This window comes from Streptacidiphilus rugosus AM-16 (assembly GCF_000744655.1).
GTDB lineage: Bacteria > Actinomycetota > Actinomycetes > Streptomycetales > Streptomycetaceae > Streptacidiphilus > Streptacidiphilus rugosus.
The window spans coordinates 2244636-2269853 of the sequence record NZ_JQMJ01000004.1 but is presented as its reverse complement, the minus strand read 5'-3'; the positions used below and the strand labels follow the sequence as shown (position 1 = coordinate 2269853).

The following is a 25218-nucleotide window of genomic DNA, read 5'->3' as shown; positions in this document are numbered from 1 at the left end:
CGCGGCCGGGCACCATGGCGACGATCGGCCCTTCGGGTGCACGCAGCAGCCTGCCGGAACAGGAGCACACCGTGACCGTCCCCGATCCGTCCCGGGCCCGTGCGCCCGACGCGTCCGGCCCGCCCCTCCGGCCCGCGGAGGACGCCGACTCCGAGCGCACGGACTACGCCGGCGCGGTCTACGGCTCGCTGCTGGCCGCCTCGGTGATCGCCGCCTCCGGCACGACGGGACCGCATCCCCGGCTCGCCCTGGTCCTGCTGCTGGTCGTCACCGGGCTGGTGTTCTGGATGGCGCACGCCTACGCCCGCCTGGTCGGCGAGCGGGAGATCGGGCACCCCGTCAACTGGCGTGACCTGCGGCGGGTCGGGCGCCACGAGTGGCCCATCGTCGAGGCCGCCGTGCTGCCCGCGGTGGCCGTGCTGGTCAGCCCGTGGCTGGGGACCGCCGAGACCGCCTGGCTGGCGATCGGGGTGGCCGTGGCCCAGCAGGTCGTCTGGACGACCCTGGGCGCGCGCCGCGCCGGGGCCTCGGTCCGGCAGACGGCCGTCGAGGCCGGGGTGAATCTCGCGCTCGGCCTGCTGATCGTGATCGCCAAGGTCGCCGTGGGTCACTGAGACCGGTCGCGGAGAAATCACCCCGGCCGGGTGGTGCGGCCGACGCCGGGTGCTGCCGAAGCTGAAGGTGCGACTGCGCTCGGAGCAGCCGCAGCCCCGGCGTCAGGGGCTGAAGGAACCGAAAAAGGTGGACGCCGTGAACTATCCGTTGCTGGACATCTTTCTCACCACCATGTGGTTCTTCCTGTGGGTCCTGTGGATCTTCTTGCTGGTGCGGGTGTTCATGGACCTGTTCCGGGACCCGGACATCGGCGGCTGGGGCAAGGCCGGCTGGGCCGTGTTCCTGATCCTGCTGCCCTTCCTCGGCGTCTTCGTCTATCTGATCGCCCGCGGCAAGGGCATGGCGGAGCGCCAGGCCAAGGAGATGGCGGCGGCCGAGGACGACTTCCGGGCCCGCGTGCGCGACGCGGCCAAGGACCAGCCCGGTCCCGACACCGGCGAGCAGCTCGCCCGCCTCGTCGAGCTGAAGAACCACGGCGACCTGACCGACGAGGAGTACCAGAAGGCCAAGTCCAAGGTGCTGGCCGCCTGACCCCGAACCGCCGAACCGGAGGACAACGTGACCACCGCTACCCACCACCACCCCCGCCGTGCCGCGGCCGGGGCGGCCGGAACCGAGATCGGGCGCCCGGGGCTGGTGACCTTCGCCGGGGTGCTGCTGGCGCTGCTGGGCTTCCTCAACGGGCTGGACGGCATCGCCGCCATCGCCAACTCGAAGGTCTTCGTCGGCAACGCGACCTTCGTCTTCGGTGACCTGCGCACCTGGGGCTGGGTGGTGCTGGCCCTGGCGGTGGTCCAGATCGGCGCCGCCTACGGCGTCCTGGTCGCCCGCGCCGAGTGGGCCCGGTGGACCGGCATCGTCGTGCTCTGCCTCAACGCCTTCGTGCAGATGGCCTTCATCCCCTCGTACCCGCTGTGGTCGCTCCTGATCATCGCGGTCGACGTGGTCGCCATCTACGGCCTGACCGTCTGGTCCGCCGGCAACCGCCCGGCGTCCGCGGCGGACGGCACCGGAGGCACCGGCCCGAGCGCCTGACGCCGACGACACCCGGGGCGGCCGGCTCACGTCGCCGTGGGCCGACCGCCCCGGACGGACGCGGTCGGGTTGCCGGTCCCGTGCGGCAGCCGGACCGTGGAACGAACACAGCGGGCCCCGCGTGTCCGCGGGAACCGGAAGGGCCTGGTGCCGGTCATGGCGGACAGGAAGACGGTCAGAAGGATCGCCGAGTTCATCGAGCCGCTGCGGGTGGAGCCCGGTTCCCGCGTCCGTCTCGCGCGGGACTTCGACCCCCGCTTCAAGGCCGGGATGAAGAAGCACGAGGGCGTCGAGCTGCTGCGCACCGGCGTGTCCCTGCTGGCGGAGTACCAGGCGAAGCTCGCCGCGGAGGACACCCACGGGGTGCTGCTCTGCCTGCAGGCGCTCGACGCCGGGGGCAAGGACGGCACCATCCGCCACGTCATGAGCGGGGTGAACCCGCAGGGCGTGCACGTCAGCAGCTTCAAGGTGCCCTCCAGCGAGGAGCTCGACCACGACTACCTGTGGCGCTACGCCGCGAGGCTGCCCGCCAGGGGGGACATCGCCATCTTCAACCGGTCCCACTACGAGGAGGTCCTCGTGGTGCGGGTGCACCCGGAGAACCTCGACCGGCAGATGTTGCCCGAGGAGATGCGTGGCCCCGGCCTGTGGCGACGCCGCTACCGGGCGATCAACGACTGGGAACGTCACCTCACCGACAACGGCTTCCGGGTGGTGAAGATCTTCCTGAACCTCTCCAAGGAGGAGCAGCGCAAGCGCTTCCTCAAGCGGGTCGACCTGCCGGAGAAGAACTGGAAGTTCTCCGCGGCCGACGCCAGGGAGCGCCAGTACTGGGACGACTACCAGAAGGCTTTCTCCGAGATGCTCTCGGCCACCAGCACCCCGTGGGCGCCCTGGTACGTCGTTCCCGCCGACCGCAAGTGGTTCGCCAGGATCTGCGCCGCGGCGCTGCTGGTGCACACCCTGATGGACATCGATCCGCAGTACCCCGAGGTCGACAAGAAGACCCGCAAGGCGCTGCGGGCGGCCAAGCGCGACCTGGAGGACGAGGCTCCCGAGGGCGCCGAACGGGACCCGTACGCGGCGGAGCACCGGAGTGGCGGGCATGGCTGAGCAGGCCGCCGGCGCAGCGCCGGACGTCGACGCGTCGCCCTGGTACGCCCGGACCGCGCAGGAGGTGGCCATCCGGCTGGGAACGGATCCGGCGACCGGGCTCAGCGGGGCCAGGGCGGCCGAACTGCTCGCCGCCGACGGGCCGAACGCGCTGCCCGAGGAGAAGCCGCGCCCCGACTGGCTGCGCTTTCTGGACCAGTACCGCAGCTACATGCAGATCATCCTGGTCGCGGCGGCGGTGGTCTCCCTCGCGATCAAGGAGTGGAGCACCGGCATCCTGCTGATCGCCCTGACGCTCTTCAACGCCGTCACCGGACTGCGCCAGGAGGGCAAGGCGGAGAGCGCGATGAACGCGCTCAAGTCGATGATGGAGGCGACGGCCAGGGTCCGGCGCGACGGGGTGGAGACGGAACTCCCGGCCGAGCAGCTGGTCGTGGGCGACGTCGTGCTGATCTCGGCGGGCGACGAGGTCCCCGCGGACGGCCGGATCGTGGCGGCCAACGCCCTGCAGATCGACGAGTCGGCGCTGACGGGGGAGAGCGTCCCCGCGTCGAAGGAGACGACGACGCTGACCGGCACCCGGCTCTCCCCCGGCGAGCAGGCCAACATGGCCTTCATGAACACGCCGGTCACCCACGGCAGCGGACTGCTGGTGGTGACCGCGACCGGCTCCGGCACCGAACTCGGAAAGATCTCGGGGATGTTGTCGGCCACCGAGTCGGAGCAGTCGCCGCTCACCCGTGAGCTGAACACCCTGACGCTGTGGATCGCCGCGGCGGCCGGCCTGACCATGATCGTGATGTTCGCCCTCGGCCGCAGCCGGGACCAGGCGTGGGACGCGCTCTTCGTCAGCGCCGTCTCGCTGGCGATCGCCGCGATCCCGGAGGCGCTGCCGACGGTCAGTCAGGTCATCCTCTCCGTCGGCAGCCTCAACCTGGCCAAGCGTCACGCGATCGTGAAGGAGCTGCCGTCGGTCGAGACCCTCGGCTTCACCTCCGCCATCAACTCGGACAAGACCGGCACCCTGACGATGAACCAGATGACGGTCGTCGAGGTGCTCAGTCCCACCGACCGCTACACCGTCTCCGGCACCGGCTACCGCCTGGAAGGACAGGTCCACCACGCCGCGGGCTCCTCCCGGAGCGTCGAGTCCGCCGTCCTGCCCTACCTGATCGCCAACGACGCCAAGCTGGTGGACGGCGAGGTCGTGGGCGACCCGACCGAGGGCGCGCTGCTGGTCCTCGGGCACAAGGCCGGCCTGGACATCGAGGGCAGCCGCGAGCGCTACCCCCGGCTGGCGACCCTGCCCTTCGACCCGGACTACAAACTGATGGCCAGCTTCAACCGAGCCGAGGACGCGGCCGGCCGGCCGGTGGTGCGCTGCTTCGTGAAGGGCGCCGCGCCGGCCGTCATGGGCCGGGTCACCACCGCGCTGGCGGACGGGGCCGGCGTCCCCTGGGACGCGGACCTCAGCGGCCGCGCCCAGGCGCAGACCGAGCGGATGGGCGGCGAGGGACTGCGGGTGATGGCCGCGGCCTACCGGGACCTGGACCCGGCCGACTTCGACCCGGAGGGCGACCTGCTGGCGCACGTCACCGACCTGCGCATCACCAGCCTGGTCGCGATGGTCGACCCGCCGCGCGAGGAGTCGAAGGCCGCCGTCGCCAGCGCGAAGGACGCCCACATCCGCGTCCGGATGGTCACCGGCGACGACGTCACCACCGGCGCCGCCATCGCCCGCCAGCTCGGCATCGAGGGGGAGGCGCTGCTGGGCGCCGAGTTCGCCGCGCTGTCCGAGCAGGAGCGCCTGGACCGGATCGACGCGATCGGCGTGGTCGGCCGGGTCGCCCCCGAACACAAGGTGCTGCTCGCCGAGACGCTGAAGCGGAAGGGCGACGTGGTCGCGATGACCGGCGACGGTGTCAACGACGCCCCGGCCATCAAGGCCGCCGACATCGGCATCGCCATGGGCAGCGGCACCGACGTGGCCAAGAACGCCAGCCGGATGGTCCTCGCCGACGACAACTTCGCCACCATCGTCTACGCGGTGGAGGAGGGCAGGAAGCTCTACGACAACCTCACCAAGTACATCCGCTTCGTGCTGGTGCTGCTGGTGACCTTCGTGCTGACCTTCCTCGGCGCCACCCTCTTCAACATCGCCGCCGGTGAACCCTTCACCCCGGCCCAGGTCCTGTGGGTCCACTTCGTCGTCAACGCCCCGTTCGGCTTCGCCCTGGGCTTCGACCAGGAGAGCACCGGACTGATGCGCCGGGTGCCCCGTCCGCGCGGCGAGTCCGTGCTGACCAGGCCGGTCGTCGTGACCGTCGGACTCGCCGGGCTGGCGGTGACCGTCCTGCTGCTCGCGCTGATCAAGCTGGGCCAGGTCCACTACGGCGACGAGCGCATCGGCAACTCCATCGCCTTCACCGCCTTCGCGCTCTGCCTGATCGTGGCCGCCTTCGAGTGCCGCAGCGAGCGCGAGTCGGTGCTGCGGGTCAGCACCTTCGACAGCAAGCAGATGAACCTGGCCGCCCTGGGCGAGTTCGTCCTCGCTGTCCTGGTCACCCAGATGGACGCGTTCCACCGCATCCTCGGCACCACCGACATCAACGCCCGGCAGTTCGGCTGGGCGCTCCTCGCCGCCGTGGCACTGCTGCTGGCGTGGGAGTCCGGCAAGTTCCTGGCCCGCCGTTCGGGGCGGAGAGACCTGGTGTGAAGTGACTGAGCTGGTGGTCGACGACATGCACGAGAGCCAGGAGGGCGCGGCGCTGGAGGTGGTGCGGGCGCGGCTGCACCGCGACTTCGACGGGGCCGTCGGCCCGGAGGCGGTGGACCGCGCCTGGGACGCGGCCCGCCGTCGTTTCGACGGCAGCAGGATCCGCACCTTCGTCCCGATCCTGGTGGAGCGCGTGGCGGCCGAGGTCATCAGGACGTCCGCCCCGGCCGAGGGCTGACCCCGGATCACGGGCGAGGGATCACTCCGACGCGGCGCCGTCCTCGATGCCCTTCCCGCGCGCCCAGGCGCGGTAGGCGTCCACCGCGGTGGGCAGCGTGGGAAAGATCCGGTCCGCGCCGACGGACTCGCTCAGGCCGTAGGCGTCGAGATCGTCGAGCAGGTCCTGCTTGACCCTGGCCAGGGCGAAGACGATCCCGCGCTCCTCCAGCTCCTGCCGCAGGGCGTCCACGGAGTCCAGCGCGGTGATGTCCACCTCGACGTTGGCCTCGGTGTTGAGGACGAACCAGGACACCGGTCCTGGCTCGTCCTCCACGGCGTCCAGCGCACGGTGGCGGAAGTCCTCCGCGTTGGCGAAGAACAGGGGGGAGTCGTAGCGGTAGACCAGCAGGCCGGGGACCGTCCTGGCCTGCGGGTAGTCGTCGACGTCGTGCATGCCCGCCACGCCGGGCACCTCGCCGAGCACGGCGTCGTGCGGCCGGGCGACCCGGCTGAGCAGCTCCACCACCGACAGGCCCACCGCGACCAGCACGCCGTAGAGGATGTCCAGGGCCAGCACGCCGACCAGGCAGGCGAGCGCCAGCAGCAGTTCGCCGCGGCGGAAGGACGCGAGTTTCCTGAAGCCGGCCAGGTCGATCATCCGGATCGCGGCGAACACCACCAGCGCGCCAAGCACCGCGTCGGGGGTGTCGTGCAGCAGCGGGCTGAGGAACAGCAGCACGGCGACCACGCCGAGGCCGGCCGCGAGCGTGTAGACCTGGCTCTTCGCGCCCGTCGACTCGCCGATGGCGGTCCGGCTGGCGCTGCTGCTGACCGGGAAGCCCTGGAAGAAGCCCGCCCCGATGTTCACCGCGCCGAGGGCCAGGAGTTCCTGGTTGGCGTCCAGCCGGGGCTTGTCGCCGCGCTTGGCGAAGGCACGCCCGGTGAGGATGAAGTCGGTGTAGCCGACCAGCAGGATGCCCGTCGCCGGCAGCGCCAGCCGGTGCAGCTCGCCCAGCTCCGGCAGCTTGGGGCGCGGCAGCCCGGCCGGGATGTCGCCGATCACCGCGATGCCGTGGTCCTTGAGCGAGAAGGCGGCCGAGATCGCGGTGCCCAGCACGACGGCCAGCAGCGGTCCCGGCAGTCGCGGCAGGAACTTCGCCACCAGGAGCAGGAAGAGCAGCGTGCCGATGCTGAACAGCACGGTGGGCAGGTGGGCCTCGGTGATGTCCGAGGCGAAGGACTTGAGCTGCGGGAAGAAGCCCTCCCCGCGCACGTCGATCCCGGTCAGCTTGGACAGCTGATCCACGATCATGATCAGTGCCACCCCGGCGAGATAGCCGATCAGCACCGGGCGGGAGAGCAGGTCCGCGACGAAGCCGAGCCTGGCCAGCCAGGCCACCACGCACAGCAGGCCGACCACCACGGCCAGGGTCGCCGCCAGGGCCGCGTACCGGCCGGCGTCCCCGCCGGCCAGCGGTCCGACCACGGTCGCGGTCATCAGGGCGGTCGTCGACTCGGGGCCGACCGACAGCAGCCGCGAGGAGCCGAAGAGGGCGTAGAGCACGATCGCCGGGAGGATGGCCCACAGGCCGGTGACCGGCTGCAGGCCGGCGACGCTTCCGTAGGCCATGACCTGGGGCACGAGGTAGGCCGCGACGGTCGCGCCGGCGAGCAGGTCGCCGCGCAGCCAGTCCCGCCGGTAGCGGCGGAGGGTCCCGAGCCCCGGCAGGGACGGCACCACACGTCGCCACCCGTCGGCCGAGCCGTCGACAGACATGGAGCACCTCCCGTCGCGCTCCCTCATGATGCCTCGCCAGGGGCGTCCCGGCGCTTCGACCGGCCGGGGCGCCCGGGCCCGCCGGGCTGCTCGGACACGTGCGCGCGTCACGGCTCCGCCCGGAGCGCCCGACCGCGTGCGACGCCCGGCGCCCCCGACGCAGCCGACCGGAGTTCCTGGCGCACATTTCTCTGTGGCGGGGGCCGTACCTGGGGGTCATCATCACGGTATAAGGGGAAGAAGGTGCTCCGGATGGTGTCGGTTCGTTCGCGCGCCCGGCTGCTGGCCTGGGCCGCGTTGCTGGCCGGTCTGGCGGCCGTCGTCGTGCTGGTCGCGACGACCGGGCGGGGCGGCCTGCTGATCCTGCTGCTCGGACTGTGCGGCCTGGCCGGGACGGCCGCCGGGGTGTGGCTGGTGGTGGCCCACCGGGGTGCGGCACGCTGGACCGGCGCCGTGCTCGCCCTGGCCGCGCTCGCCCTGGTCCTGGTCGCCTACACCGTCAAGGGGTTGTGGGGGGAGGCCCTGGCCGCCGTGGTCCTGTGGGGCCTCGCGGCGGTCTGCGCCCGGTCCGCGCTGCGGACGGTGCGGCCGCCGGCCGGTATGCGCGCGGTCCGCCACCTCCCGGCGAAGCACCCCGTGCTGATCATGAACCCGCGCTCCGGCGGCGGCAAGGTGGGCCGGTTCGGCCTGGTCGAGAAGGCCGAGAGGCTGGGCGCCAGGGTGCTGCTGCTGGACACCTCAGCGGGCGGACACACCGACGTCACCGAGCTCGCCCGCGGGGCCGTGGCCGGGGGCGCCGACCTGCTCGGGGTGGCGGGCGGCGACGGCACCCAGGCGCTGGTGGCCGCCGTGGCCGCCGAGCACGGGCTGCCGTTCCTGGTGCTTCCCGCAGGCACCAGGAACCACTTCGCCATGGACCTCGGCCTGGACCGCGCGGACCCCTCGCTCACCCTGGACGCGCTGACCGACGGAGAGGAACTGCTGGTCGACCTGGGGACGGTGAGCGGCCGACCGTTCGTCAACACCGTCTCCTTCGGGGTGTACGCGCAGATCGTGCAGAGCCCCGAGTACCGCGACGCCAAGACGAGCACGGCCCTCGACGCCCTGCCCGACCTGCTGCTCGGCTACTCCGGCGCGCAGCTCGACGCGCGTGCGGACGACACCCGGCTGACCGCTCCGCAGGCCCTGCTGGTGAGCAACAACCCGTACGCCGGCGCCCAGCCGCTGGGTGGCGGCGCCCGTCGGCCACGGCTCGACCTCGGCACCCTCGGCGTCGTCTCGGTGCGCGTGGCGAACGCCGCCCAGGCGGCGCAGGTGGCGGTGCTGGGCAGCCGGGCGGCCGGACTGACCGTCACGACCGCGCGGCAGGTCACCGTCGACGCGCAGGCCCCGACCATCCCGGTCGGGGTGGACGGCGAGGCGCTGAACCTGCCGACGCCGGTCACCTGCGCGGTCCGTCCCGGCGCGCTGCGGGTGGTGGTCCCCAGGCGACGCCCTGGCGTGCCCGCGGCCCCGGGCGGCCCGCTGGACTGGCGTCGTCTGCTGGCTCTGGCGCTCGGCAGCGCACTGCCCCCCTCGGACTGACAGACCCCGGCCCTAGGACTCCTCGGGGTTCGGCCCGACGGCGGCCCTCTCCCTCCGCCGTTGGCGCGCCTCGACGAACAGGCGGCCCGCCAGTCCGCCGCCGAAGAAGACGAAGCCCACCCCGATCAGCCAGCACTCGACCACGACGACGATGCCGACCGCGCCGTAGGCCTCCGCGTTGCTGACGACCATCGGGTCGAACACCAGCCACGAGAAGATCCGCAGGCCGCCCAGACCGACGATCGTCACCAGCGCTCCCGGCAGCAGCGCGAGCCAGCCGACCCGGCCGCCGAGCAGGAACCGCTGACCCCACCAGAAGAACAGCAGTCCGGACACCCCCAACAGGGCGATCCGTTCGACGGAGGCCCCGAGGCCGTGCCGGAGCAGGTCGCCGCTCTCCACGGAGAGCCCGACGTAGGCCGTCAGGGCGCCGAGCCAGACGGCTTGCCGCCACAGTCCGCGCCACGACGGGGCGGAGAGCCCCCAGATCTTCTCGTAGCCGGACTGAACGTCCGCCACGAAGCTCAGACCGAAGGCCGCCAGCAGGGCGAGGCTGACGGCACCGGCGGCCCGGGCCGCCTGGTGCTCGGTCGCGAAAAGCCGGTAGACCGGAGCGGCGGTGTTCGGGGGCAGGCTCATGCCGTCGGTCACCCACCTGGCGAACCCGTTCTCCGTGAACGGGTCGATCGCCGCCACGACGATCAGCAGCGGCGCCAGGGTGATCAGGCCCTGCGTGGCGAAGCCCATGGACCGGCGCATCAGGTCCAGTTCCGCTGCCTCACGCCACACGCGGCCCGGCCCGCTCGCACGCCACCGCTCACTCGCCGGCAATGATCTTCCTCAGGTTGTCGAGGTCCTGGGCGGAGACGCCGGAAGGCTGCAAGACCGTGTTCCACCCGTCCACGTACTCCGCCGTGTACTTGTGGCCGTGGCCGGCCGGCACCCCGGTGGAGAACGGCAGGTCGGCGGTGACCTGCCAGAAGGTCACGAACGGGATCCAGACCATGCCCTTGAGCACGTCCGCTCCCTGTGTCTCGGCGATCCAGTCGGGTTCGCTGAAGACCAGGTGCGGGCTCCACCACACGATCGGGTCGGACGGGTGCATCAGGTACAGCACCCGGGTGCCGTTCCAGGGTCGGCCGGCGGGCGGGATCCCCGCGGTCGGGTCGCTGGTGAAGCGGACCGTCCGGCCGTCCTTGTAGACCGGCTGGATCTCCGGGCTGCCGGGGTCGCGGTGGTCGCTGAACTCGCGGAACAGCGTGTTGAAGTTGGGCGGACCGACGAACAGCGTGCCCGACGTCCGGTTGGCCAGGTCGTTCTCGCCGCTGAAGGCCGTCTCGCCGCCGAAGGAGCCGAGGCTCTCCCCGGCCACGTAGAGCTTGGGCCGGGCCGCCTGCGGCAGGCGCGACCAGGCGCCGTAGACCGCGTCGAACAGATCGCGGCCGGCCTCCCTGGCCTTGGACTGGTCCACCAGGTAGGAGATCCAGGACGGGAGGTAGGAGTACTGGATCGCCACGGTCGCCGAGTCGCCGCCGGTCAGGTATTCGAAGGAGTCGACCGAGGCCGGGTCCACCCAGCCGCTCCCGGTCGTGCTCACCACCAGCAGGCTCTTGCGCTGGAAGGCGCCCGCGCGCTCCAGGTCCTGGACCGCCAGCTGCGCGCGGGCCTCGGTGTCGTCCGCGGAACCGAGCCCCGCGTAGACCCGGATCGGCTCCATGGCGGGGTGGTGGACGAAGGACGCGATGTCCGTCTCCGAGGGGCCGGTGCCGACGAAGCCGCGGCCCTGCCGTCCCAGCGTGTCCCAGGGCACCACCGAGCCCGGGCCGCCCGAGCGCAGCGCGCTGGTGGGCTGGTGCACGCCCTCGGGTGTCGCGCCGTCGCGGACCGAGAAGATGTCGTTGGCCAGGCCGACGAGCCCTTGCAGCAGCAGGCCGGTGACGACCAGGTAGGCCACGCCTGCCACCAGGATCCAGCCGACCGTCCTGGCCGCGCGCTGCCCGAACCTCCGGCCCAGCCGATCCGCCGTCCAGCGGAACACGCCCCTGATCCCGCGCGAGATCAGCAGCAGGACCCAGAACATCCCCACCGCGACCAGCGGCGAAAGGACGACCAACCAGACGTCGTACTCGCTCACGCCCATCATCTGGCGGATCAGGTACTGCCAGTACTGTCCGAGTCCGAAGAACACGACCAGCAGCACGGCCGCGCTGACGAAGAACGCCCGCCAGGCCCAGGACCGGGGCGGGCGCCTCTCCCGGTCGGCGAAGGCGCGCCAGATCGACGCCAGCAGCACTCCGATCCCGTAGCCGATGACGGCGCTGATGCCCCACACCACGCCCTGGATCACGCCGCCGCGCGGCAGCAGTGACGGGGTGAAGGACAGGCACGAGGCCACCAGCGCGCCCCAGCAGCCGGGGAGGGTGAGCGACCGGAACCACCGGTCCCCGCGCCGCTTCCTCTGCTTCTTCGGCCTCTCCGGATTGTCCGGCCCGCCGGGCCCTTCACCAGGGTCCTGGGCCTCGTCGAGCGTCTTCACCACGGCGACCCATCAGGTGATCGAACGGTGCACCTTCATGGTCGCCCGCAGTCCTGCGCGCTGCCAGCCGGACACGGGGCGCTACCGGCTCCGCGCCAGGGCGTAGGCGGCCAGGTAGCCCAGCGCGTTGGTCGCCCAGTGCAGCCCGATCGGCGCGAGCAGACTGCCGCTGCGGCGGCGCAGCTCGCAGAAGAGCACGCCCGCGGCGGAGGTGAAGAGCACCGCGCCGGCGTCGGCGACGACCGCGCCGAGCGGAGAATGGCCGAAGACCGCGGTGAGCGTCGGCTTCTGCGTGGCCAGGTGCAGTGAGGGCAGCACGTGCCAGAGCCCGAACAGCACGGAGGAGACCGCGGTCGCCGTCACCGTGCCGCGGTAGCGCCGGAGCAGCCCGTAGAGCACGCCGCGGAAGGCGTACTCCTCCAGCAGCACGGTGCCCAGCGGGACGACGACGAACACCTTCAGCGCCACCTCGCCGCCGGCGAGGTGGCCGGTCCTGGTGTCGGAGAAGAGCTCGCGGGTAAACGGCAGCAGCGCGCCGACCAGGTAGACGGAGGCGACGATGCCGATGATCGCCAGTGCCCACCGCGCGCCGCGGCCCAGGGTGTCCGGGGCCAGGCCCACGTCGTCGAGGGTCCCGCCGGCCCACCGGACGATCACGCTGAGCAGGGCGATCGCGAGGACGGCGTCCGCCAGGCCGAGGGAGGGGAGGCGTCCGTTCTCGGCAAGGTTCGCCACGACCAGTACCGCCAGGACGGACGGCAGCACGATCCCGGGGGACGCCGGACGGCTGATACGCATCAGAGCCCCAGCCTACGGCCGGTGGCAGCCTCCCGCCCTGCGACCTGGGGCGTGCCACGGACGGCGCACACCGCATGCGAAGGATCTGAACGATCCTCATGATCGGTTCCAGGCGGGCGGGAGCCCGCCGGTGATCAGGACGAGGAGGGGCCAGATGAGTGCTGCCGACGTACCGGCCGCGGACCGGGGCCGGGCCGGAGGGTCCGGGGCGGCCACCGCGGTACGGGCCACGACCGGGCCCAACAAGATCACGTGGTTGACCCTGGCCCTGATGACCACCAGTTCCGTCGCGAGCCTCCGTGCCGCGCCCACCATGGCCGTCTACGGCCTCGCCTGTGTCTTCCTGTACGTGGTGCCGGCGATCGTGTTCCTGCTGCCGACCGCGCTGGTCTCGGCGGAGCTGGCCTCGGGCTGGAGCGGCGGCGTCTACAACTGGGTGGCCCAGGGGCTGTCGAAGCCCATGGGCTTTCTCGCCGTCTGGTGTCAGTTCGCCATGACGATCTTCTACTACCCGAGCCTGCTCGCCTTCGTGGCCAGCACCATCTCCTACGCGATCAACCCGAGCCTGGCCAGCAACGGCGTCTACACGGCGATCGTCATCGTGGTCCTGTACTGGACCGGGGTGTGGGTGTCCTCCCGCGGCACGAACGCCGTCGCGGGTCTGGCCTCCGGCGGCCTGATCATCGGAACCCTGATCCCCGGCGCTCTGCTGGTCGTGCTCGGGCTCGTCTTCCTCGGGCAGGGCAACCCCTCCGCCGCGCCGATGAACGCCGCGCACCTCTTCCCCGAGTGGACCGGCGTCGCCAGCCTGGTGCTGATCGTCAACAACTTCCTCAGCTACTCCGGCATGGAGATGAACGCGGTCCACGTCAACAAGCTGCGGAATCCGGCCAAGGAGTTCCCCAGGTCGATGTTCCTGGCCATGGGCCTGGTTCTGCTGATCTTCATCCTGCCGGCCCTGGCGATCAGCTGGGTCATCCCCTCCGACCAGCTCAGCCTGACCGCCGGCGTGATGCAGGCCTTCGACGCCTTCTTCCAGTACTTCCACGTCGGCTGGCTGGTCCCGATCGTCGCCTTCGCCCTGTGCGCCGCGTCGCTCGGCGGCATGCTCACCTGGCTGGCCGGCCCGTCCAAGGGCCTGCTGCTGATCTCCCGCCAGGAGGGCTACCTGCCCCCGTTCCTGCAGCGGCTCAACAAGCACGGCGTCCAGCAGAACATCCTGGTCACCCAGGGCGCGCTCACGACCTTCATCGCCCTGCTCTACGCGCTGATCCCGAACGTCTCCAGCGTCTACTGGATCTTCTCGGTGATCACCACCCAGGTCTACCTGATCGTGTACCTGCTGATGTTCCTGGCCGCCGTCCAGCTGCGCCGCAAGCAGCCGGACCATCCTCGCGGCTACCGCGCCCCGCTGCTCACCACCCTCTGCGTGGTCGGCTTCGTCGCCTCGGCGCTGGCGATGGCGATCGGCTTCATCCCGTCCTCGCAGTTCGGCAGCGGCAACGACTGGGCCTACATCGGCATCGTCGGCGGCGGCCTCCTGCTGCTCGGAGTGGTCATTCCGTTCGGATTCCTGAAGGCACGCAAACCCAGCTGGCGGCAGCCCGGCGCGGACGCGGCCCCTGTGAACGGAGGAGCGGCGTGAGCCCCACCCGCATGTGGTCCGAGCACCGGTGGATCTACGTCGGCGCGATCGTGGTGCTGGTCGGCATGATGATCGCCGGCGTGTTCACCTACACCCAGCAGAAGGCCACCAACGACGCCACCAGCAAGGCGCACCAGCTGAACGACGCGCTGGTCGCCAAGGGCTTCCCCTCCCTGAACGTCCACAACATCACCGACGTCCTGGGCACCGACGGCGGAGCCGTCTGCAACGACCCGAACTCCGCTCTGAAGCAGGGCCTGTGGCTGGTGCAGATGGCCAACGGCTCGGGCGGCCCGGGGATGCGGCCGGTCATCGCCGACCTGCGGATCCTCCAGGCCGGCGCCGAGGTGGTCAAGGTGTACTGCCCGGACAAGCTCGACGAGTACCAGCGCAAGATCGACGACCTCAAGACTGGGAACACCGTCCGTGACTGAAACACTCGACGACCTCGCCGGCCGCGTGGCCGCCCTCATGCCGCGGGCCAAGGCCGACCTGACCGAACTGGTCTCCATGCCGTCGGTCGCCGACGCCCGCCAGTACCCGCCCGAGCACTGCCGCAGGACCGCGGAGTGGGTCGCGGCCGCCTTCACCGAGGTCGGCCTCAAGGACGTGCGCCTCGCGGAGACCCCCGACGGCAGCCACGCCGTGCTGGGCCACCGCCCGGCCCCGCCCGGCGCGCCGACCGTCATGCTCTACTGCCACTACGACGTCCAGCCCCCGCTGGACGACGCCGCCTGGCACTCCCCGCCGTTCGAGCTGACCGAGCGCGACGGCCGCTGGTACGGGCGCGGGTCGGCGGACTGCAAGGGCAACATCGTCATGCACCTCACCGCCCTGCGCGCGCTCGGCGACGACCTGCCGGTGGGGCTGAAGCTGGTGGTGGAGGGCTCGGAGGAGCAGGGCACCGGCGGTCTGGAGGCCTACGTCCCCGACCACGCGGACGAACTGCGCGCCGACGCGCTGCTCATCTGCGACACCGGCAACGCCGCGGTCGGCGTGCCGACCGCGTCGACGGTCCTGCGCGGACTGGCCAACGTCGTGGTCACCGTCTCGACACTGGCCGGGGACGTGCACTCCGGCATGTTCGGCGGTCCCGCCCCCGACGCGCTGGCTGCGCTGATCCGGATCCTCGACTCGCTGCGCGACGCCGACGGCGGGACCCGCGTCAACGGCCTGGACGACACGGGGACCTGGGCCGGCGTCGGCTACGACGAGCAGCAGTTCCGCACCGACGCCGGGGTGCTCGACGGGGTCGGGCTGATGGGCTCCGACAGCGTCGCCGACCGACTCTGGGCCCGTCCCGCGGTCACCGTGCTGGGCATCGACTGCCCGCCGGTCGTCGGCTCGGCCGCCGCGGTGCCCGCCAAGGCCAGGGCCAGGGTCAGCCTGCGGGTGCCGCCGGGCACGGACGCCGACGCGGCCGCGGCCGCCCTGACCGCACACCTCACCGCCGCCGCACCCTGGGGCGCCAAGGTCGAGGTCGAACGGGAGAGCGGCGGGTCGCCGTTCCGCGCCGCCACGGACGGTCCGGCCTACGCCGCGCTGGACCGGGCCATGCAGGAGGCCTACGGCAAGCCGATCTCCTTCCTGGGCCAGGGCGGCTCCATCCCGCTGTGCAACGTGCTGGCCGACGCGATCCCCGGAGCGGAACTGATCCTGATGGGCGTGGAGGAGCCGCGCTGCATGATCCACGCGCCGAACGAGAGCGTGGACCCGACCGAGATCGAGCGCATGGCCCTGGTGGAGGCGCTGTTCCTGCGCCACTACGCGGCGAGCGCCCGCTGACACGGAGTCCGACACCATGCCCCAGGCCTTCACCGTCCACGACTACGCCGACCGGATGGCCCGCGCGACCGAGTCCGCGACGCGGGCCGGACTCTCCGGTCTCGTCGTCACCCCCGGCCCCGACCTGCTCTACCTGACCGGCTATCAGCCGGTGGCCCTCACCGAACGCCTCACCGCGCTGGTGCTCGCGCCCGACCGGCCGCCGACCATGATCGTGCCGCGGCTGGAGCGCCCCGACGCCCAGGGCGCCACCGGCGCCCCGGCGCTGACCCTGACCGACTGGGCCGACGGCGCCGACCCCTACCAGGCGGCGGGCCCGCTGCTCGACCCCGCCGGGAGCTACGGCATCTCCGACTCGGCCTGGGCGCTCCACCTGCTCGGTCTCCAGGAGACGCTGCCGTCGACCCGCTTCCGCCCGCTCACCCGGGCGCTGCCCATGCTCAGGGCGGTCAAGGACGACGACGAGTTGGAACGTCTCGCCGCCGCCGGGGCCGCCGCGGACGAGACGTTCCGCTCGATCCTTTCGGTGCCCTTCGCCGGCCGCCGCGAGACCGAGGTCGCCGCGGACCTGACCCGGCTGCTGCTGGAGTACGGCCACAGCCAGGTCGACTTCACCGTGGTGGGCTCCGGGCCCAACGGGGCCAACCCGCACCACGAGGCGGGGGAGCGGGTGATCCGGCAGGGCGACACCGTGGTCCTCGACTTCGGCGGCCTCAAGGACGGATACGGCTCGGACACCACCCGGACCGTCCACGTCGGGGAGCAGGCGCCCGACGAGGTCAGGAAGGTCCACGAGGTGGTGCGCCGCGCCCAGCAGACCGCCTTCGAGGCCGTCCGGCCCGGCGTCGCCTGTCAGGAGATCGACCGGGTGGCCCGAGCCGTGATCACCGACGCCGGATACGGCGAGTACTTCATCCACCGCACCGGCCACGGCATCGGACTGACCACCCATGAGCCGCCCTACATGGTCGAGGGCGAGGAGCAGACGCTGGTGCCCGGCATGTGTTTCTCCATCGAGCCCGGCGTCTACCTGCCCGGTCGTTTCGGCGTCCGGATCGAGGACATCGTCACCGTCACCGACACCGGGGGCCGCCGGCTCAACAACACGCCCCACGACCTGGGCGTGGTCGCCTGAAAGCCGGTCCCGCACCTTCCGCACCGGAGGGCGATCCGATGAACGCCGAGGGCGCCGAGGTCATCACCCTCACCGTCGGCTCCCTGGGCGTGCGCGGCCTGACCACCCTGGTGGGCGGTCACCCGATCCAGGGCTTCCGTGATCTGCTCGATCTGGTCACCCTGGTGACAGTGATCGCCACCGGCATGCTGCTGGGCACCGCGGCGACGATGCCCAGGGTCCGGCGGTGACGGGCGGGCGGTCGGAACAACGGACCAAGGAGGCGGGCGATGGCAGGGACGCGGCCTGCGCCGTCCGAGGACCCGGCCGAAGACCGGGCGCGCTCGCTGCTGGCCCGGATCCGGCGCGAACCGAGCCGCATGCCGGAGGAGCTGGCGGTCTTCGCCGTGCAGCAGATGGGTCCGCGGGCCGGGGCGAGCGTGGAGCGACTGCGCAGTCGCCTCCCGGACGCCGATCCCGAGCTGCTGCGCGAACAGGTGATCGCCCACGGGGTGCGCACCTCCGTGACCGAGGGCGCCTTCGTCGGCGGGCCGTTCCTGGCCTGGATCCCGGTGGCGTTCTGTCGGGCGCTGCTGGCCCAGGCCCAGCTGCTGCTGGAGGTCGCCTGCCTGGCCGGGCGGGATCCGCGGGCCTCGGAGCGGGCGGCCGAACTGCTGGTGCTCCAGGGCGCCTACCCCGACACCGGATCCGCCGCCGCCGCGCTGGCCCGGGCGGCGGTCGCTGATGCGGCCGACGCGGCGTCGGCGGGGCACCGGGGCGGGCGGCCCGCCGGGCTGTGGCGGGTGACGATGCGGATGGCGAGCATCCTGGGCCTGCGCCAGACGGAGGCGACCCGCTCGTCGGTCTCCCGGCTGCGGCACGCCGGCCAGTGGCTGCTGCTCGGCCTCGTGATCGTGGTCGGGATGGTGGCCCCCCTGGTGTGGCTGCCGTACATGGCCGTCTCCTACCGGCGCTCGGGACGGGCGATCGCCGAGCGGGCGAGCGTCTTCTACTTCGGCGCCGAAACGGCCCTGCCGAACGAGGCGGAGGGCGGGGCCGGGGCCGACCCTGGCCTGCTGGCGGCCGTCGTGCGCGCCGTCGCCTCGCTGCTGCTGGTCGTGGCCCTGGTCGCGCTGGTCCTGCTGACCGGCGCCCGCCTGGCCGACCAGGAGTGGCCGGTGCTGGGACTCGTGCTGGCGGGATCCTCGATCGCCGTGGGCGCCGTCTGGCAACTGCGCCGCCGGGCCCGCGACCGGCGCGCGGCGTGAACGGCCCGACGGGCAGTTCCGACACGGACGGCCCAATCACCCGGCTCAGGTGATTCGCCTACGGGCCGGGGCCCGTAGCGTCGGAGGTGCGCCCGGCCTCGCCACGCCGGGTGACAGCTGCCGTGTGAAGGGAGCGTGGCATGCCTGAAGACGCTCTGATGGAGAGCGGACCCATCGACTACCTGGTGGTCGAGTTCCCTGGCAACCGGATGACGGGGGAGGGACTGCCGCTGCTGATCGATCTCGTGGACCGGGGCATCATCCGCATCCTGGACTTCGCCTTCGTGCGCAAGGACACCGACGGGACGGTCACGGCGATGGAGCTCGCCGACTTCGACGGGGACGGCACCTTGGACCTCGCCGTCTTCGAGGGCGTCTCCTCCGGACTGCTGGACGAGGGCGACCTCGGCGACGCGGCCTCCGTGCTGGAGCCCGGGAACTCGGCCGGGATCCTCATCTACGAGAACACCTGGGCGGGCCCGTTCGCCGCGGCCCTGCGCCGGGGCGGCGCCCAGGTGGTCGCCAGCGGCCGGGTGCCGATGGACGACCTGATGCGCTCGCTGGAGGCGCTCGAGGCGCTGGGCTGACGTGCGGCGCGGGTGCAGCGCGGGGAGAACCGCCTGCCGACCGGAGCCACGGAGAGCCGACCGGAACCACTGAGAGAGGAACCCGACATGCCAGGACTGCTGCGCGGGGTCGCGCGCACCGCCGTCGTCGCGGGCACGGCCACCGCCGTGTCCAACCGCGTCTCCCGCCGCCAGGCGGGCCGCTGGGCGGCGCAGGAGGCCCCCGCTCCCGAGCAGGCCTACGCGGCCCCGCCTCCGCCCCGCCGCCGCCCGCCCCGGCCGCACCCGCGCCGGCCGGGCCGCCGACCATGGACGACAAGATCTCCCAGCTGCAGGGCCTGGCGCAGCTGCGGGACCAGGGCGTGCTCACCGAGGAGGAGTTCGCCGCGCAGAAGCAGCGGATCCTCGCCACCTGAGCCTGGCCACCCGAGCCTGACCACCTGATTCCCGGGGACGGAGCGTGCGCGGATGTGCCGATGGCTGGCCTACTACGGGTCGCCGATCCTGCTCGAGGAGCTGGTCTACCGGCCGGAGGACTCGCTGATCGACCAGAGCCGGCAGGCGCGCCTGGGCGTGGAGACCCTCAACGGCGACGGCGTGGGCGTGGGCTGGTACCCCGACCCGCCCGTCTCCGCCGACGGCGCGCCCGCGCTGTACCGCTCGACGATTCCGGCCTGGAGCGACACGAACCTGAAGGACCTGGCGCACAACGTCAGTTCGCCGCTGTTCTTCGCCCACATCCGCGCCTCGACCGGGACGCCGGTGCAGCAGACCAACTGCCACCCGTTCCGGCACGGGCGGTGGCTGTGGATGCACAACGGCCTGATCAACGGCTACGCCCGACTCAAGCGCGACCTGCTGCTGGCGCTGGAGCCGGCTCGGCTGGAGGACGTCGAGGGCTCCACCGACTCGGAGCTGATGTTCCACCTGGCCCTCGGCTTCGGCCTGGAGGACGACCCGCCCATGGCGGTCGCCCGGATGATCTGCGCGGTGGAGGAGACGGCCCAGCGGCACGGTGTGGCCGACGCGATGCAGATGACGGTGGCGACGACCGACGGCGAGCGGATGTGGGTCTTCCGCTACTCCACCGAAGGCCGGTCGCGCACCCTCTTCTTCAGCACCGCCCCCGAGACCCTGAAGCGGATGTACCCGGACGACGTCAGGCTGGCCGACCTGTCGCCGGAGAGCCGCATCGTGGTCTCCGAACCGCTCAGCTCCCTCGAAGGCGCCTGGAACGAGGTGCCGGAGGGAAGCTGCGGCGTGATCCAGCCCGGCAGGGACGAGTTGACGCCGCTGCAGCCCTATCTGGACCGGGCCAGAGCCCGCAGCTGAGCCGGGCCCAGCCCGTGGCGCTCGTGCAGGACGGCGACGCCGTCGCCGTCGAGCTCGTGGTGGTGGTCGGCCCGGCCGGCCATCGCCATGACCAGCGCGAGGGTGGTGCCGGACACCTCGGGCCCGTCGCCCGCGGCGAAGGGGCCGTCGCTCGCCGTCAGCCGCAGTCCGTGGACGCGGCTCCTGGAGAGCACCGGCAGGTCGGAGCCCTGGTAGTAGGCGGCCAGTGCGCTCAGGGCCGCGACGGGGTGGTCGCGCCGGATCCCGAGCGGTCGGCGGATGTCCTCGCCGTGCACGATCGTCTCCCCGAGCATCGCCGTGACCGGGACCCCCGGCCTGGTGGTGCTGGTGAGCACCCGGCGGAAGTCCTCCAGCGTCTCGGCCGGGGTGTCGCCCATGCGCTCCGCCAGCCGCATGGCGACCTGCCGATCGAAGTCGAAGCGGCAGCGGACCACCCCGGCCAGCCACCGCACGGGATTGAGGGCGGCTCCGGCGCTCAGGTGCGCGAGGACCTCGCGGACGGTGAGCCCTTCGCAGAGGGACGGGGTGTCCCACTGCTCCGCGGTGAGCTCCGCGAGGTCGGCCGCCAGGGCGGCCCGCTCGGCGTGGATCAGCGACCAGGTGCCGCGGGTCGGATTCGGTGACGTCATTCGGGGTGCGCTCCTGTGTTCCTCTGCGGGGCCGACGGGTCAGCGGCCGACCAGGCCGACGTGGTTGCCGTCGGGATCGGTGAACACCGCGATCCGGCTGACGGGTGTGTCGGTCGGGGGCAGCACGCGGCTGCCGCCCAGCCGCTCGGCGCGGGCGAGCGCGGTGTCGACGTCGTCGACAGGGAAGTAGGCGACGAACCCCGTGTAAGGACTGTCCGTGCCCGCCTGACCGATCCCGCCCTGCGGCCGGCCGTCGACCCCGCCGACGAGAGCGTAGTCCCCGCCGATGACGTCGACCTGCCACCCGAACAGGTCCTGGTAGAAGCGTCGGGCCCGCGGGGCGTCGGGGGTGGAGATGTCGAACCAGGCGGGTGCATGCGGACGGTCGGTCGAGCTCATGAGCGGGCCTCCTCGGCGCGGTGACGTGTTCCTGGGTGAGACCGTCGGAGTGCGGCAGAATCGTCGCTCATGGGTGAGATTTCTTCGGCGAGTACCCGGCGTGATGATCCGGGCGTCCCGGACGCCGACCTCGCCCGCGCCCAGCACGGGGACGACGCCGCCTTCACCCGCCTGGTGAGCCCGCTGCGCGGAGAGCTGCGGGCCCACTGCTACCGGATGCTCGGTTCCGTGCACGACGCCGAGGACGCCGTGCAGGAGGCGCTGGTGCGCGCCTGGCGGGGCCTGGCCGGGTTCGAGGGCCGCAGCAGCCTGCGCACCTGGCTGTACACCGTGGCCACCCGGGTCTGCCTCGACCTGGTCGAGGCCCGCGGCCGCCGGGCGATGCCGGTGGACCTGGGCCCGTCGAGCGAGCACGCCGTGCTCGACCAGGCCCCGCGCACCGACGTCGCCTGGCTCGGCCCCTACCCGGACGCCGCGCTGCCGCACGCCGATCCGGCCGGTCCGGCGGCGCGCTACGAGCAGCGGGAGGCCGTCGAGCTCGCCTTCGTCGCCGCCTGTCAGCATCTGCCGGGCAACCAGCGGGCGGCGCTGCTGCTCTTCGACGTCCTCGGATTCTCGGCGGCCGAAATCGCCGCCATGATGGCCACCTCCACCACCTCGGTGAACTCCGCCCTGGCCCGCGCCCGTCGCGTCCTCGCCTCCCGGCTCCCGGCCAGGAGCCAGCAGCAGACCCTGCGCACCCTCGGCGACCCGGCCGCCCGCCGCCTGGCGGCCGACTTCGCGGGCGCGCTGGAGCGCGGCGACGCCGCGGCCCTGATCGCCCTGCTCACGGAGGACGTCACCTGGTCGATGCCGCCGCTGCCGCACTGGTACCGGGGCATCGCCGCGGTCTCCGACTTCGCGATCCAGGTCCCCATCACCCGCTGCCCCAGCTGGCGCCACAAGCTGACCACCGCGAACGGCCAGCCCGCCGTCGCCTTCTACCTCGCGGCCGACCCCGCACTCCCGCACGGCGCCTGGTCCATCGCCGTCCTGGACCTCCGTGAGGATCTCATCGCGGGGATCACCTCGTTCCTGGACCCGGACCTCTTCGGCCGCTTCGGTCTGCCCACCACGATCGGCTGAGGCTGCCCGGCGCGTCGGCGCGTCGGCGCGTCGGCGCGTCGGCCCGTCGGCCCCTCGGCCCGGGGGCTCCGTTCGGGTCAGGGCCGTCCGAGCGCCCGGTAGGTCCAGCCGCCGCGCTCCCACCGCTCCCGGTCGAGGGCGTTGCGCCCGTCGACGACGACCGGCCGGGCCACGACCGCGGCCACCGCGGCGGGGTCGAGATCGCGGAACTCCGGCCACTCCGTCAGCAGCACCACGGCGTGCGCGCCGTCGGCGGCGGCCAGGGCGTCGGTGGCGTAGCCGAGCTGCGGCTGCAGCTTCCGCGCGTTGTCCATGGCCTTCGGATCGTAGAGGCTCACCTCGGCGCCGAGTGCGTGCAGCCGCGCCGCCACGGTCAGCGCGGGCGCGTCCCTGACGTCGTCGGAGTCGGGCTTGAACGCCGCCCCCCAGACGGCGATCCGGCGGCCCGCCAGTCCGCCTCCGCACAGCTCGGTGGTGAGCTCCACGACGCGCTCGCGACGGCGCAGGTTGATCGCGTCCACTTCGTGGAGGAACCGCAGGGCGTGACCCACCCCGAGTTCCTCGGCGCGGGCCTGGAAGGCGCGGATGTCCTTGGGCAGGCAGCCGCCGCCGAAACCGACGCCAGGACCGAGGAAGCGACCGCCGATCCGGGTGTCGTAGGAGAGCGCCCTGCCGAGCTGGACCACGTCCGCGCCGGTGGCTTCGCACACCTCGGCCATGGCGTTGATGAAGGAGATCTTGGTGGCGAGGAAGGCGTTGGCGGAGACCTTGACGAGCTCGGCGGTGGCCAGGTCGGTGACCACGAAGGGCGGCTGCGGGTCGAGCGGCGCGTAGACCTCGCGCAGCGCCGCCTCGGCCTGTGGGGCCTGCGCGCTGACGCCGAGGACCAGCCGGTCCGGGTGCAGGGTGTCCGCCACGGCGAAGCCCTCGCGCAGGAACTCGGGGTTCCAGGCGAGCGTGGCACCGGCGCCGACGGGCGCGGCCGTGGCGAGGCGTTCGGCGAGCCGGGCGGCGGTGCCGACGGGCACGGTGGACTTTCCGACCACCAGGCAGGGCCGGTGCAGGTGCGGGGCCAGGGAGTCGATCGCGGCGTCGAGGTGGCTGACGTCCGCGGCGCCGCTGTCGCCGCGCTGCGGGGTTCCCACGCAGACGAAGTGGACCTCGCCGAAGGCGGCGGCCTCCTCGTAGGAGTCGGTGAACCGCAGCCGCCCCGTCTGCGTCTGCTCGGTGAGCAGGTCACCCAGGCCGGGCTCGTAGAAGGGCAGCTGACCGGCGGTCAGGGCGGTGATCCGGTCCGGGTCGATGTCCACGCCCAGCACGTCGTGTCCGATCGCCGCCATGCAGGCGGCGTGGGTGGCGCCGAGGTAGCCGGTGCCTATCACCGTGATCCGCATGTGTTTCCCTTCGAGCGCGAGAGCACGCTTGCGGGCGCGGAACTCCAGTGGGACCGCCGCACGGCTTCGGGCACCCCCGGCTCCCGCCGGGGGCGTGCGTCCGTCGCGGAGCTCGTCCTGCAAGGAGTGTGGACTATATCCCCACGCCCGGACCGCTCGGTCACGGGCCGCCCCGCGGCGGGCGTGCCGCGCCCCGACGGCGCAGCCGCCCCGCTCGGCACGGGCGTCAGGCCACGGACGAGGTCTCCAGGCTGCGGGTCGGCTCCGGCTGCGGGGGCACCGGTCGGTCCGTCGGACGACCCGGCGTCCAGCCCTTCAGGCGCATGGCCTGCTTCTCGACCAGGTGCCAGGAGAGCCAGGCGAGCACCCAGGTGACGGCGACGGCGAGCAGTGTGTAGACGATCCGTCCGCGGTGGGCGAAGCCCAGCAGGGAGAGCGTCTGCTCGACGAGGAAGCCGTAGATGTAGAGGCCGTAGGAGTGGTCGTTCCTGCGGCCGACCCAGTGCAGCTGTCGCGGGGTCCGGACGCCGGCCCAGATCAGCAGGTAGGCGAAGGCCGGGCAGCCGACCACGTAGAAGGCGCCGTAGCGCAGGGAGCCGAGGAGCAGCGCGGCGCAGGCGAGGGCGAGCAGGTCGTTGACCGGTATGCGCTCGCGGTACAGCTCCATGGTGGAGCCGAGCAGGAAGGTGAAGCCGAGGTAGATGACGAAGTGGGTGTCCATGCCGCCGAGCAGCGGCAGCTGCAGCCAGGTGTAGGGCTCGTTCGGGGCCGCGCGCAGACTGGGGGCGTCCCACAGATTCATGATCATCAAGATCCACAGGCAGCCGGCGACCAGCGGCACGGTGCGCCGGGCGCGGAGCAGGGTGCCGCCGGCGGCCAGGACGCCGATCACGATGTAGCAGAGCACCTCGTAGCGGAGCGACCACAGCGCGCCGTTGAAGTTCACGTTGAAGTTCGTGTGGTGGTGCATCCCGGTGGCGAGGACCCTCGCGATGTCGCCGCCGTCGTTCGAGACGTTCCACATCGCGGCGACGTAGTCGAGCGGATCGTGGAGGTGGAAGCCCGTCAGGGTGTGGTGCTCGTGGTGGTAGAGCACGGGGGCCAGGGCGAAGGCGGTGAACAGGACGCAGGTCCACATGCCCGGCAGGATCCGCAGGGCCCGGTGCCACGCGTAGCGGCCGACGGACAGGCGCTTGGCGCTTCCGGTGATGACGTAGCCCGAGATCACGAAGAACCCGATCACCGCCACGGTGCCCAGGTTCGTCTGGGAGCCGGAGAACCTCGTCCCCACGTCGTCCCGGTGGAAGCCGAGCGGGTTCGCGTGGGATATCACCACGGACACGGCCAGCACGAGGCGGATCAGCCCGAAGCCGTTGGCCCGCCCCTTCATCAGCCGATCCAGGCTCCCCCTGGTGGCCCACAGTCCACGGCCCATGCCGGTGTCGCGCTTGCCCATCCCCCACCCGTCTCGCGTGTTCCGAACGACCACTGGTGACACGCACGCGAGTGCGGCACCGCGAAAGCTTATTCGATCGCATGCGGTGTGT

Annotated in this window: 24 protein-coding genes and 1 pseudogene; 17 read left to right on the top strand and 8 right to left on the bottom strand. The window is 72.3% G+C overall.

Annotated features, from left to right (window positions below; all coding sequences use genetic code 11):
• The first annotated feature begins 71 nt into the window (after positions 1-71).
• The 6 genes from BS83_RS19415 (at position 72) to BS83_RS19390 (ending at position 5717) form a co-directional block, all read left to right on the top strand.
• Positions 72-614: a hypothetical protein gene (locus BS83_RS19415; protein WP_157597242.1), complete on the top strand. Its 543-nt coding sequence runs from the start codon at positions 72-74 to the stop codon at positions 612-614.
• A gap of 136 nt (positions 615-750) precedes the next feature.
• Positions 751-1146 (top strand): SHOCT domain-containing protein, encoded by a 396-nt coding sequence (locus BS83_RS19410; RefSeq protein ID WP_037609418.1) that lies wholly within the window; start codon positions 751-753, stop codon positions 1144-1146.
• Positions 1147-1173: 27 nt separating this feature from the next.
• The gene (locus tag BS83_RS19405; protein ID WP_051943362.1) at positions 1174-1650 is read left to right on the top strand and encodes a DUF7144 family membrane protein; all 477 of its coding nucleotides are present in this window, start codon (positions 1174-1176) and stop codon (positions 1648-1650) included.
• A gap of 156 nt (positions 1651-1806) precedes the next feature.
• Positions 1807-2763, top strand: a complete 957-nt coding sequence (locus tag BS83_RS19400; RefSeq protein ID WP_037609416.1) for a polyphosphate kinase 2 family protein — start codon at positions 1807-1809, stop codon at positions 2761-2763.
• Positions 2756-5479, top strand: a complete 2724-nt coding sequence (locus tag BS83_RS19395) for a cation-translocating P-type ATPase (RefSeq protein ID WP_037609415.1) — start codon at positions 2756-2758, stop codon at positions 5477-5479. The genes BS83_RS19400 and BS83_RS19395 overlap by 8 nt, the downstream gene beginning before the upstream one ends.
• A gap of 1 nt (position 5480) precedes the next feature.
• Positions 5481-5717, top strand: coding sequence for a three-helix bundle dimerization domain-containing protein (locus BS83_RS19390; RefSeq protein ID WP_037604973.1), 237 nt, complete (start codon positions 5481-5483; stop codon positions 5715-5717).
• Between the two features lie 21 nt (positions 5718-5738).
• Here the strand turns inward: BS83_RS19390 and BS83_RS19385 are convergent, their stop codons facing one another.
• Positions 5739-7475: a SulP family inorganic anion transporter gene (locus tag BS83_RS19385; RefSeq protein ID WP_037604972.1), complete on the bottom strand. Its 1737-nt coding sequence runs from the start codon at positions 7473-7475 to the stop codon at positions 5739-5741.
• 252 nt (positions 7476-7727) lie between these two features.
• On the opposite strand from BS83_RS19385, the gene BS83_RS19380 reads away from it, so the two are divergent.
• A complete protein-coding gene (locus tag BS83_RS19380) occupies positions 7728-9059 on the top strand; it encodes a diacylglycerol/lipid kinase family protein (protein WP_037604971.1) in 1332 nt (443 codons plus the stop codon).
• A 12-nt stretch (positions 9060-9071) separates the two neighbouring features.
• Here the strand turns inward: BS83_RS19380 and BS83_RS19375 are convergent, their stop codons facing one another.
• From BS83_RS19375 to BS83_RS19365, 3 genes are all read right to left on the bottom strand, one after another.
• Positions 9072-9818 carry a YhjD/YihY/BrkB family envelope integrity protein gene (locus BS83_RS19375; RefSeq protein ID WP_084715005.1) on the bottom strand — a complete coding sequence of 249 codons (747 nt, stop codon included), beginning with the start codon at positions 9816-9818 and terminating at the stop codon, positions 9072-9074.
• Positions 9819-9876: 58 nt separating this feature from the next.
• Complete coding sequence (locus BS83_RS19370) at positions 9877-11598, bottom strand: alpha/beta hydrolase (protein ID WP_198035264.1); 1722 nt, start codon at positions 11596-11598, stop codon at positions 9877-9879.
• Between the two features lie 78 nt (positions 11599-11676).
• On the bottom strand, positions 11677-12393 hold the full coding sequence (locus BS83_RS19365) for a CPBP family intramembrane glutamic endopeptidase (protein ID WP_037604970.1): 717 nt from the start codon (positions 12391-12393) through the stop codon (positions 11677-11679).
• Positions 12394-12547: 154 nt separating this feature from the next.
• Between BS83_RS19365 and BS83_RS19360 the strand changes: the two genes are divergently transcribed.
• The 9 genes and pseudogenes from BS83_RS19360 to BS83_RS19320 all read left to right on the top strand — a co-directional run bounded on the left by BS83_RS19360 (position 12548) and on the right by BS83_RS19320 (position 20103).
• On the top strand, positions 12548-14038 hold the full coding sequence (locus tag BS83_RS19360; RefSeq protein ID WP_037604969.1) for an APC family permease: 1491 nt from the start codon (positions 12548-12550) through the stop codon (positions 14036-14038).
• Positions 14035-14472 carry a hypothetical protein gene (locus tag BS83_RS19355; protein ID WP_037604968.1) on the top strand — a complete coding sequence of 146 codons (438 nt, stop codon included), beginning with the start codon at positions 14035-14037 and terminating at the stop codon, positions 14470-14472. Before BS83_RS19360 ends, BS83_RS19355 begins: the two co-directional genes overlap by 4 nt.
• 37 nt (positions 14473-14509) lie before the next feature.
• Positions 14510-15823, top strand: coding sequence for a dipeptidase (locus tag BS83_RS19350; RefSeq protein WP_051945454.1), 1314 nt, complete (start codon positions 14510-14512; stop codon positions 15821-15823).
• Positions 15824-15839: 16 nt separating this feature from the next.
• A complete protein-coding gene (locus BS83_RS19345; protein ID WP_037604966.1) occupies positions 15840-16958 on the top strand; it encodes an aminopeptidase P family protein in 1119 nt (372 codons plus the stop codon).
• 38 nt (positions 16959-16996) lie between these two features.
• A complete protein-coding gene (locus BS83_RS19340; protein WP_037604965.1) occupies positions 16997-17188 on the top strand; it encodes a hypothetical protein in 192 nt (63 codons plus the stop codon).
• A gap of 39 nt (positions 17189-17227) precedes the next feature.
• Positions 17228-18205: a hypothetical protein gene (locus BS83_RS19335; RefSeq protein WP_051943358.1), complete on the top strand. Its 978-nt coding sequence runs from the start codon at positions 17228-17230 to the stop codon at positions 18203-18205.
• Between the two features lie 140 nt (positions 18206-18345).
• Complete coding sequence (locus tag BS83_RS19330) at positions 18346-18792, top strand: DUF6325 family protein (protein WP_198035263.1); 447 nt, start codon at positions 18346-18348, stop codon at positions 18790-18792.
• An 87-nt stretch (positions 18793-18879) separates the two neighbouring features.
• A pseudogene (locus BS83_RS48930) lies at positions 18880-19187 on the top strand (SHOCT domain-containing protein).
• Between the two features lie 52 nt (positions 19188-19239).
• Positions 19240-20103, top strand: coding sequence for a class II glutamine amidotransferase (locus tag BS83_RS19320; protein ID WP_037604963.1), 864 nt, complete (start codon positions 19240-19242; stop codon positions 20101-20103).
• Here BS83_RS19320 and BS83_RS19315 read toward each other — a convergent pair.
• Positions 20073-20753 carry a maleylpyruvate isomerase family mycothiol-dependent enzyme gene (locus BS83_RS19315; protein WP_037604962.1) on the bottom strand — a complete coding sequence of 227 codons (681 nt, stop codon included), beginning with the start codon at positions 20751-20753 and terminating at the stop codon, positions 20073-20075. The two genes, BS83_RS19320 and BS83_RS19315, sit on opposite strands and share 31 nt — an antisense overlap.
• A 39-nt stretch (positions 20754-20792) precedes the next feature.
• On the bottom strand, positions 20793-21152 hold the full coding sequence (locus BS83_RS19310) for a VOC family protein (protein WP_037604961.1): 360 nt from the start codon (positions 21150-21152) through the stop codon (positions 20793-20795).
• Positions 21153-21221: 69 nt separating this feature from the next.
• On the opposite strand from BS83_RS19310, the gene BS83_RS19305 reads away from it, so the two are divergent.
• The gene (locus tag BS83_RS19305) at positions 21222-22277 is read left to right on the top strand and encodes a sigma-70 family RNA polymerase sigma factor (protein ID WP_037604960.1); all 1056 of its coding nucleotides are present in this window, start codon (positions 21222-21224) and stop codon (positions 22275-22277) included.
• Positions 22278-22354: 77 nt separating this feature from the next.
• Here BS83_RS19305 and BS83_RS19300 read toward each other — a convergent pair whose 3' ends face one another.
• Both BS83_RS19300 and BS83_RS19295 read right to left on the bottom strand, forming a co-directional pair.
• The gene (locus BS83_RS19300) at positions 22355-23671 is read right to left on the bottom strand and encodes a UDP-glucose dehydrogenase family protein (protein ID WP_037604959.1); all 1317 of its coding nucleotides are present in this window, start codon (positions 23669-23671) and stop codon (positions 22355-22357) included.
• Between the two features lie 226 nt (positions 23672-23897).
• Positions 23898-25127, bottom strand: coding sequence for an acyltransferase family protein (locus BS83_RS19295; RefSeq protein WP_051943356.1), 1230 nt, complete (start codon positions 25125-25127; stop codon positions 23898-23900).
• Between the last annotated feature and the right edge of the window lie 91 nt (positions 25128-25218).

Coding starts and splice junctions, on each gene's coding strand:
- BS83_RS19315 (WP_037604962.1), bottom strand. CDS start 20,753: ATGACGTCACCGAATCCGACCCGCGGCACCTGGTCGCTGATCCACGCC.
- BS83_RS19395 (WP_037609415.1), top strand. CDS start 2,756: ATGGCTGAGCAGGCCGCCGGCGCAGCGCCGGACGTCGACGCGTCGCCC.
- BS83_RS19295 (WP_051943356.1), bottom strand. CDS start 25,127: ATGGGCAAGCGCGACACCGGCATGGGCCGTGGACTGTGGGCCACCAGG.
- BS83_RS19360 (WP_037604969.1), top strand. CDS start 12,548: ATGAGTGCTGCCGACGTACCGGCCGCGGACCGGGGCCGGGCCGGAGGG.
- BS83_RS19320 (WP_037604963.1), top strand. CDS start 19,240: ATGTGCCGATGGCTGGCCTACTACGGGTCGCCGATCCTGCTCGAGGAG.
- BS83_RS19340 (WP_037604965.1), top strand. CDS start 16,997: ATGAACGCCGAGGGCGCCGAGGTCATCACCCTCACCGTCGGCTCCCTG.
- BS83_RS19345 (WP_037604966.1), top strand. CDS start 15,840: ATGCCCCAGGCCTTCACCGTCCACGACTACGCCGACCGGATGGCCCGC.
- BS83_RS19365 (WP_037604970.1), bottom strand. CDS start 12,393: ATGCGTATCAGCCGTCCGGCGTCCCCCGGGATCGTGCTGCCGTCCGTC.
- BS83_RS19300 (WP_037604959.1), bottom strand. CDS start 23,671: ATGCGGATCACGGTGATAGGCACCGGCTACCTCGGCGCCACCCACGCC.
- BS83_RS19310 (WP_037604961.1), bottom strand. CDS start 21,152: ATGAGCTCGACCGACCGTCCGCATGCACCCGCCTGGTTCGACATCTCC.
- BS83_RS19385 (WP_037604972.1), bottom strand. CDS start 7,475: ATGTCTGTCGACGGCTCGGCCGACGGGTGGCGACGTGTGGTGCCGTCC.
- BS83_RS19305 (WP_037604960.1), top strand. CDS start 21,222: ATGGGTGAGATTTCTTCGGCGAGTACCCGGCGTGATGATCCGGGCGTC.
- BS83_RS19330 (WP_198035263.1), top strand. CDS start 18,346: ATGCCTGAAGACGCTCTGATGGAGAGCGGACCCATCGACTACCTGGTG.
- BS83_RS19350 (WP_051945454.1), top strand. CDS start 14,510: ATGCCGCGGGCCAAGGCCGACCTGACCGAACTGGTCTCCATGCCGTCG.
- BS83_RS19400 (WP_037609416.1), top strand. CDS start 1,807: ATGGCGGACAGGAAGACGGTCAGAAGGATCGCCGAGTTCATCGAGCCG.
- BS83_RS19335 (WP_051943358.1), top strand. CDS start 17,228: ATGGCAGGGACGCGGCCTGCGCCGTCCGAGGACCCGGCCGAAGACCGG.
- BS83_RS19375 (WP_084715005.1), bottom strand. CDS start 9,818: ATGCGCCGGTCCATGGGCTTCGCCACGCAGGGCCTGATCACCCTGGCG.
- BS83_RS19380 (WP_037604971.1), top strand. CDS start 7,728: ATGGTGTCGGTTCGTTCGCGCGCCCGGCTGCTGGCCTGGGCCGCGTTG.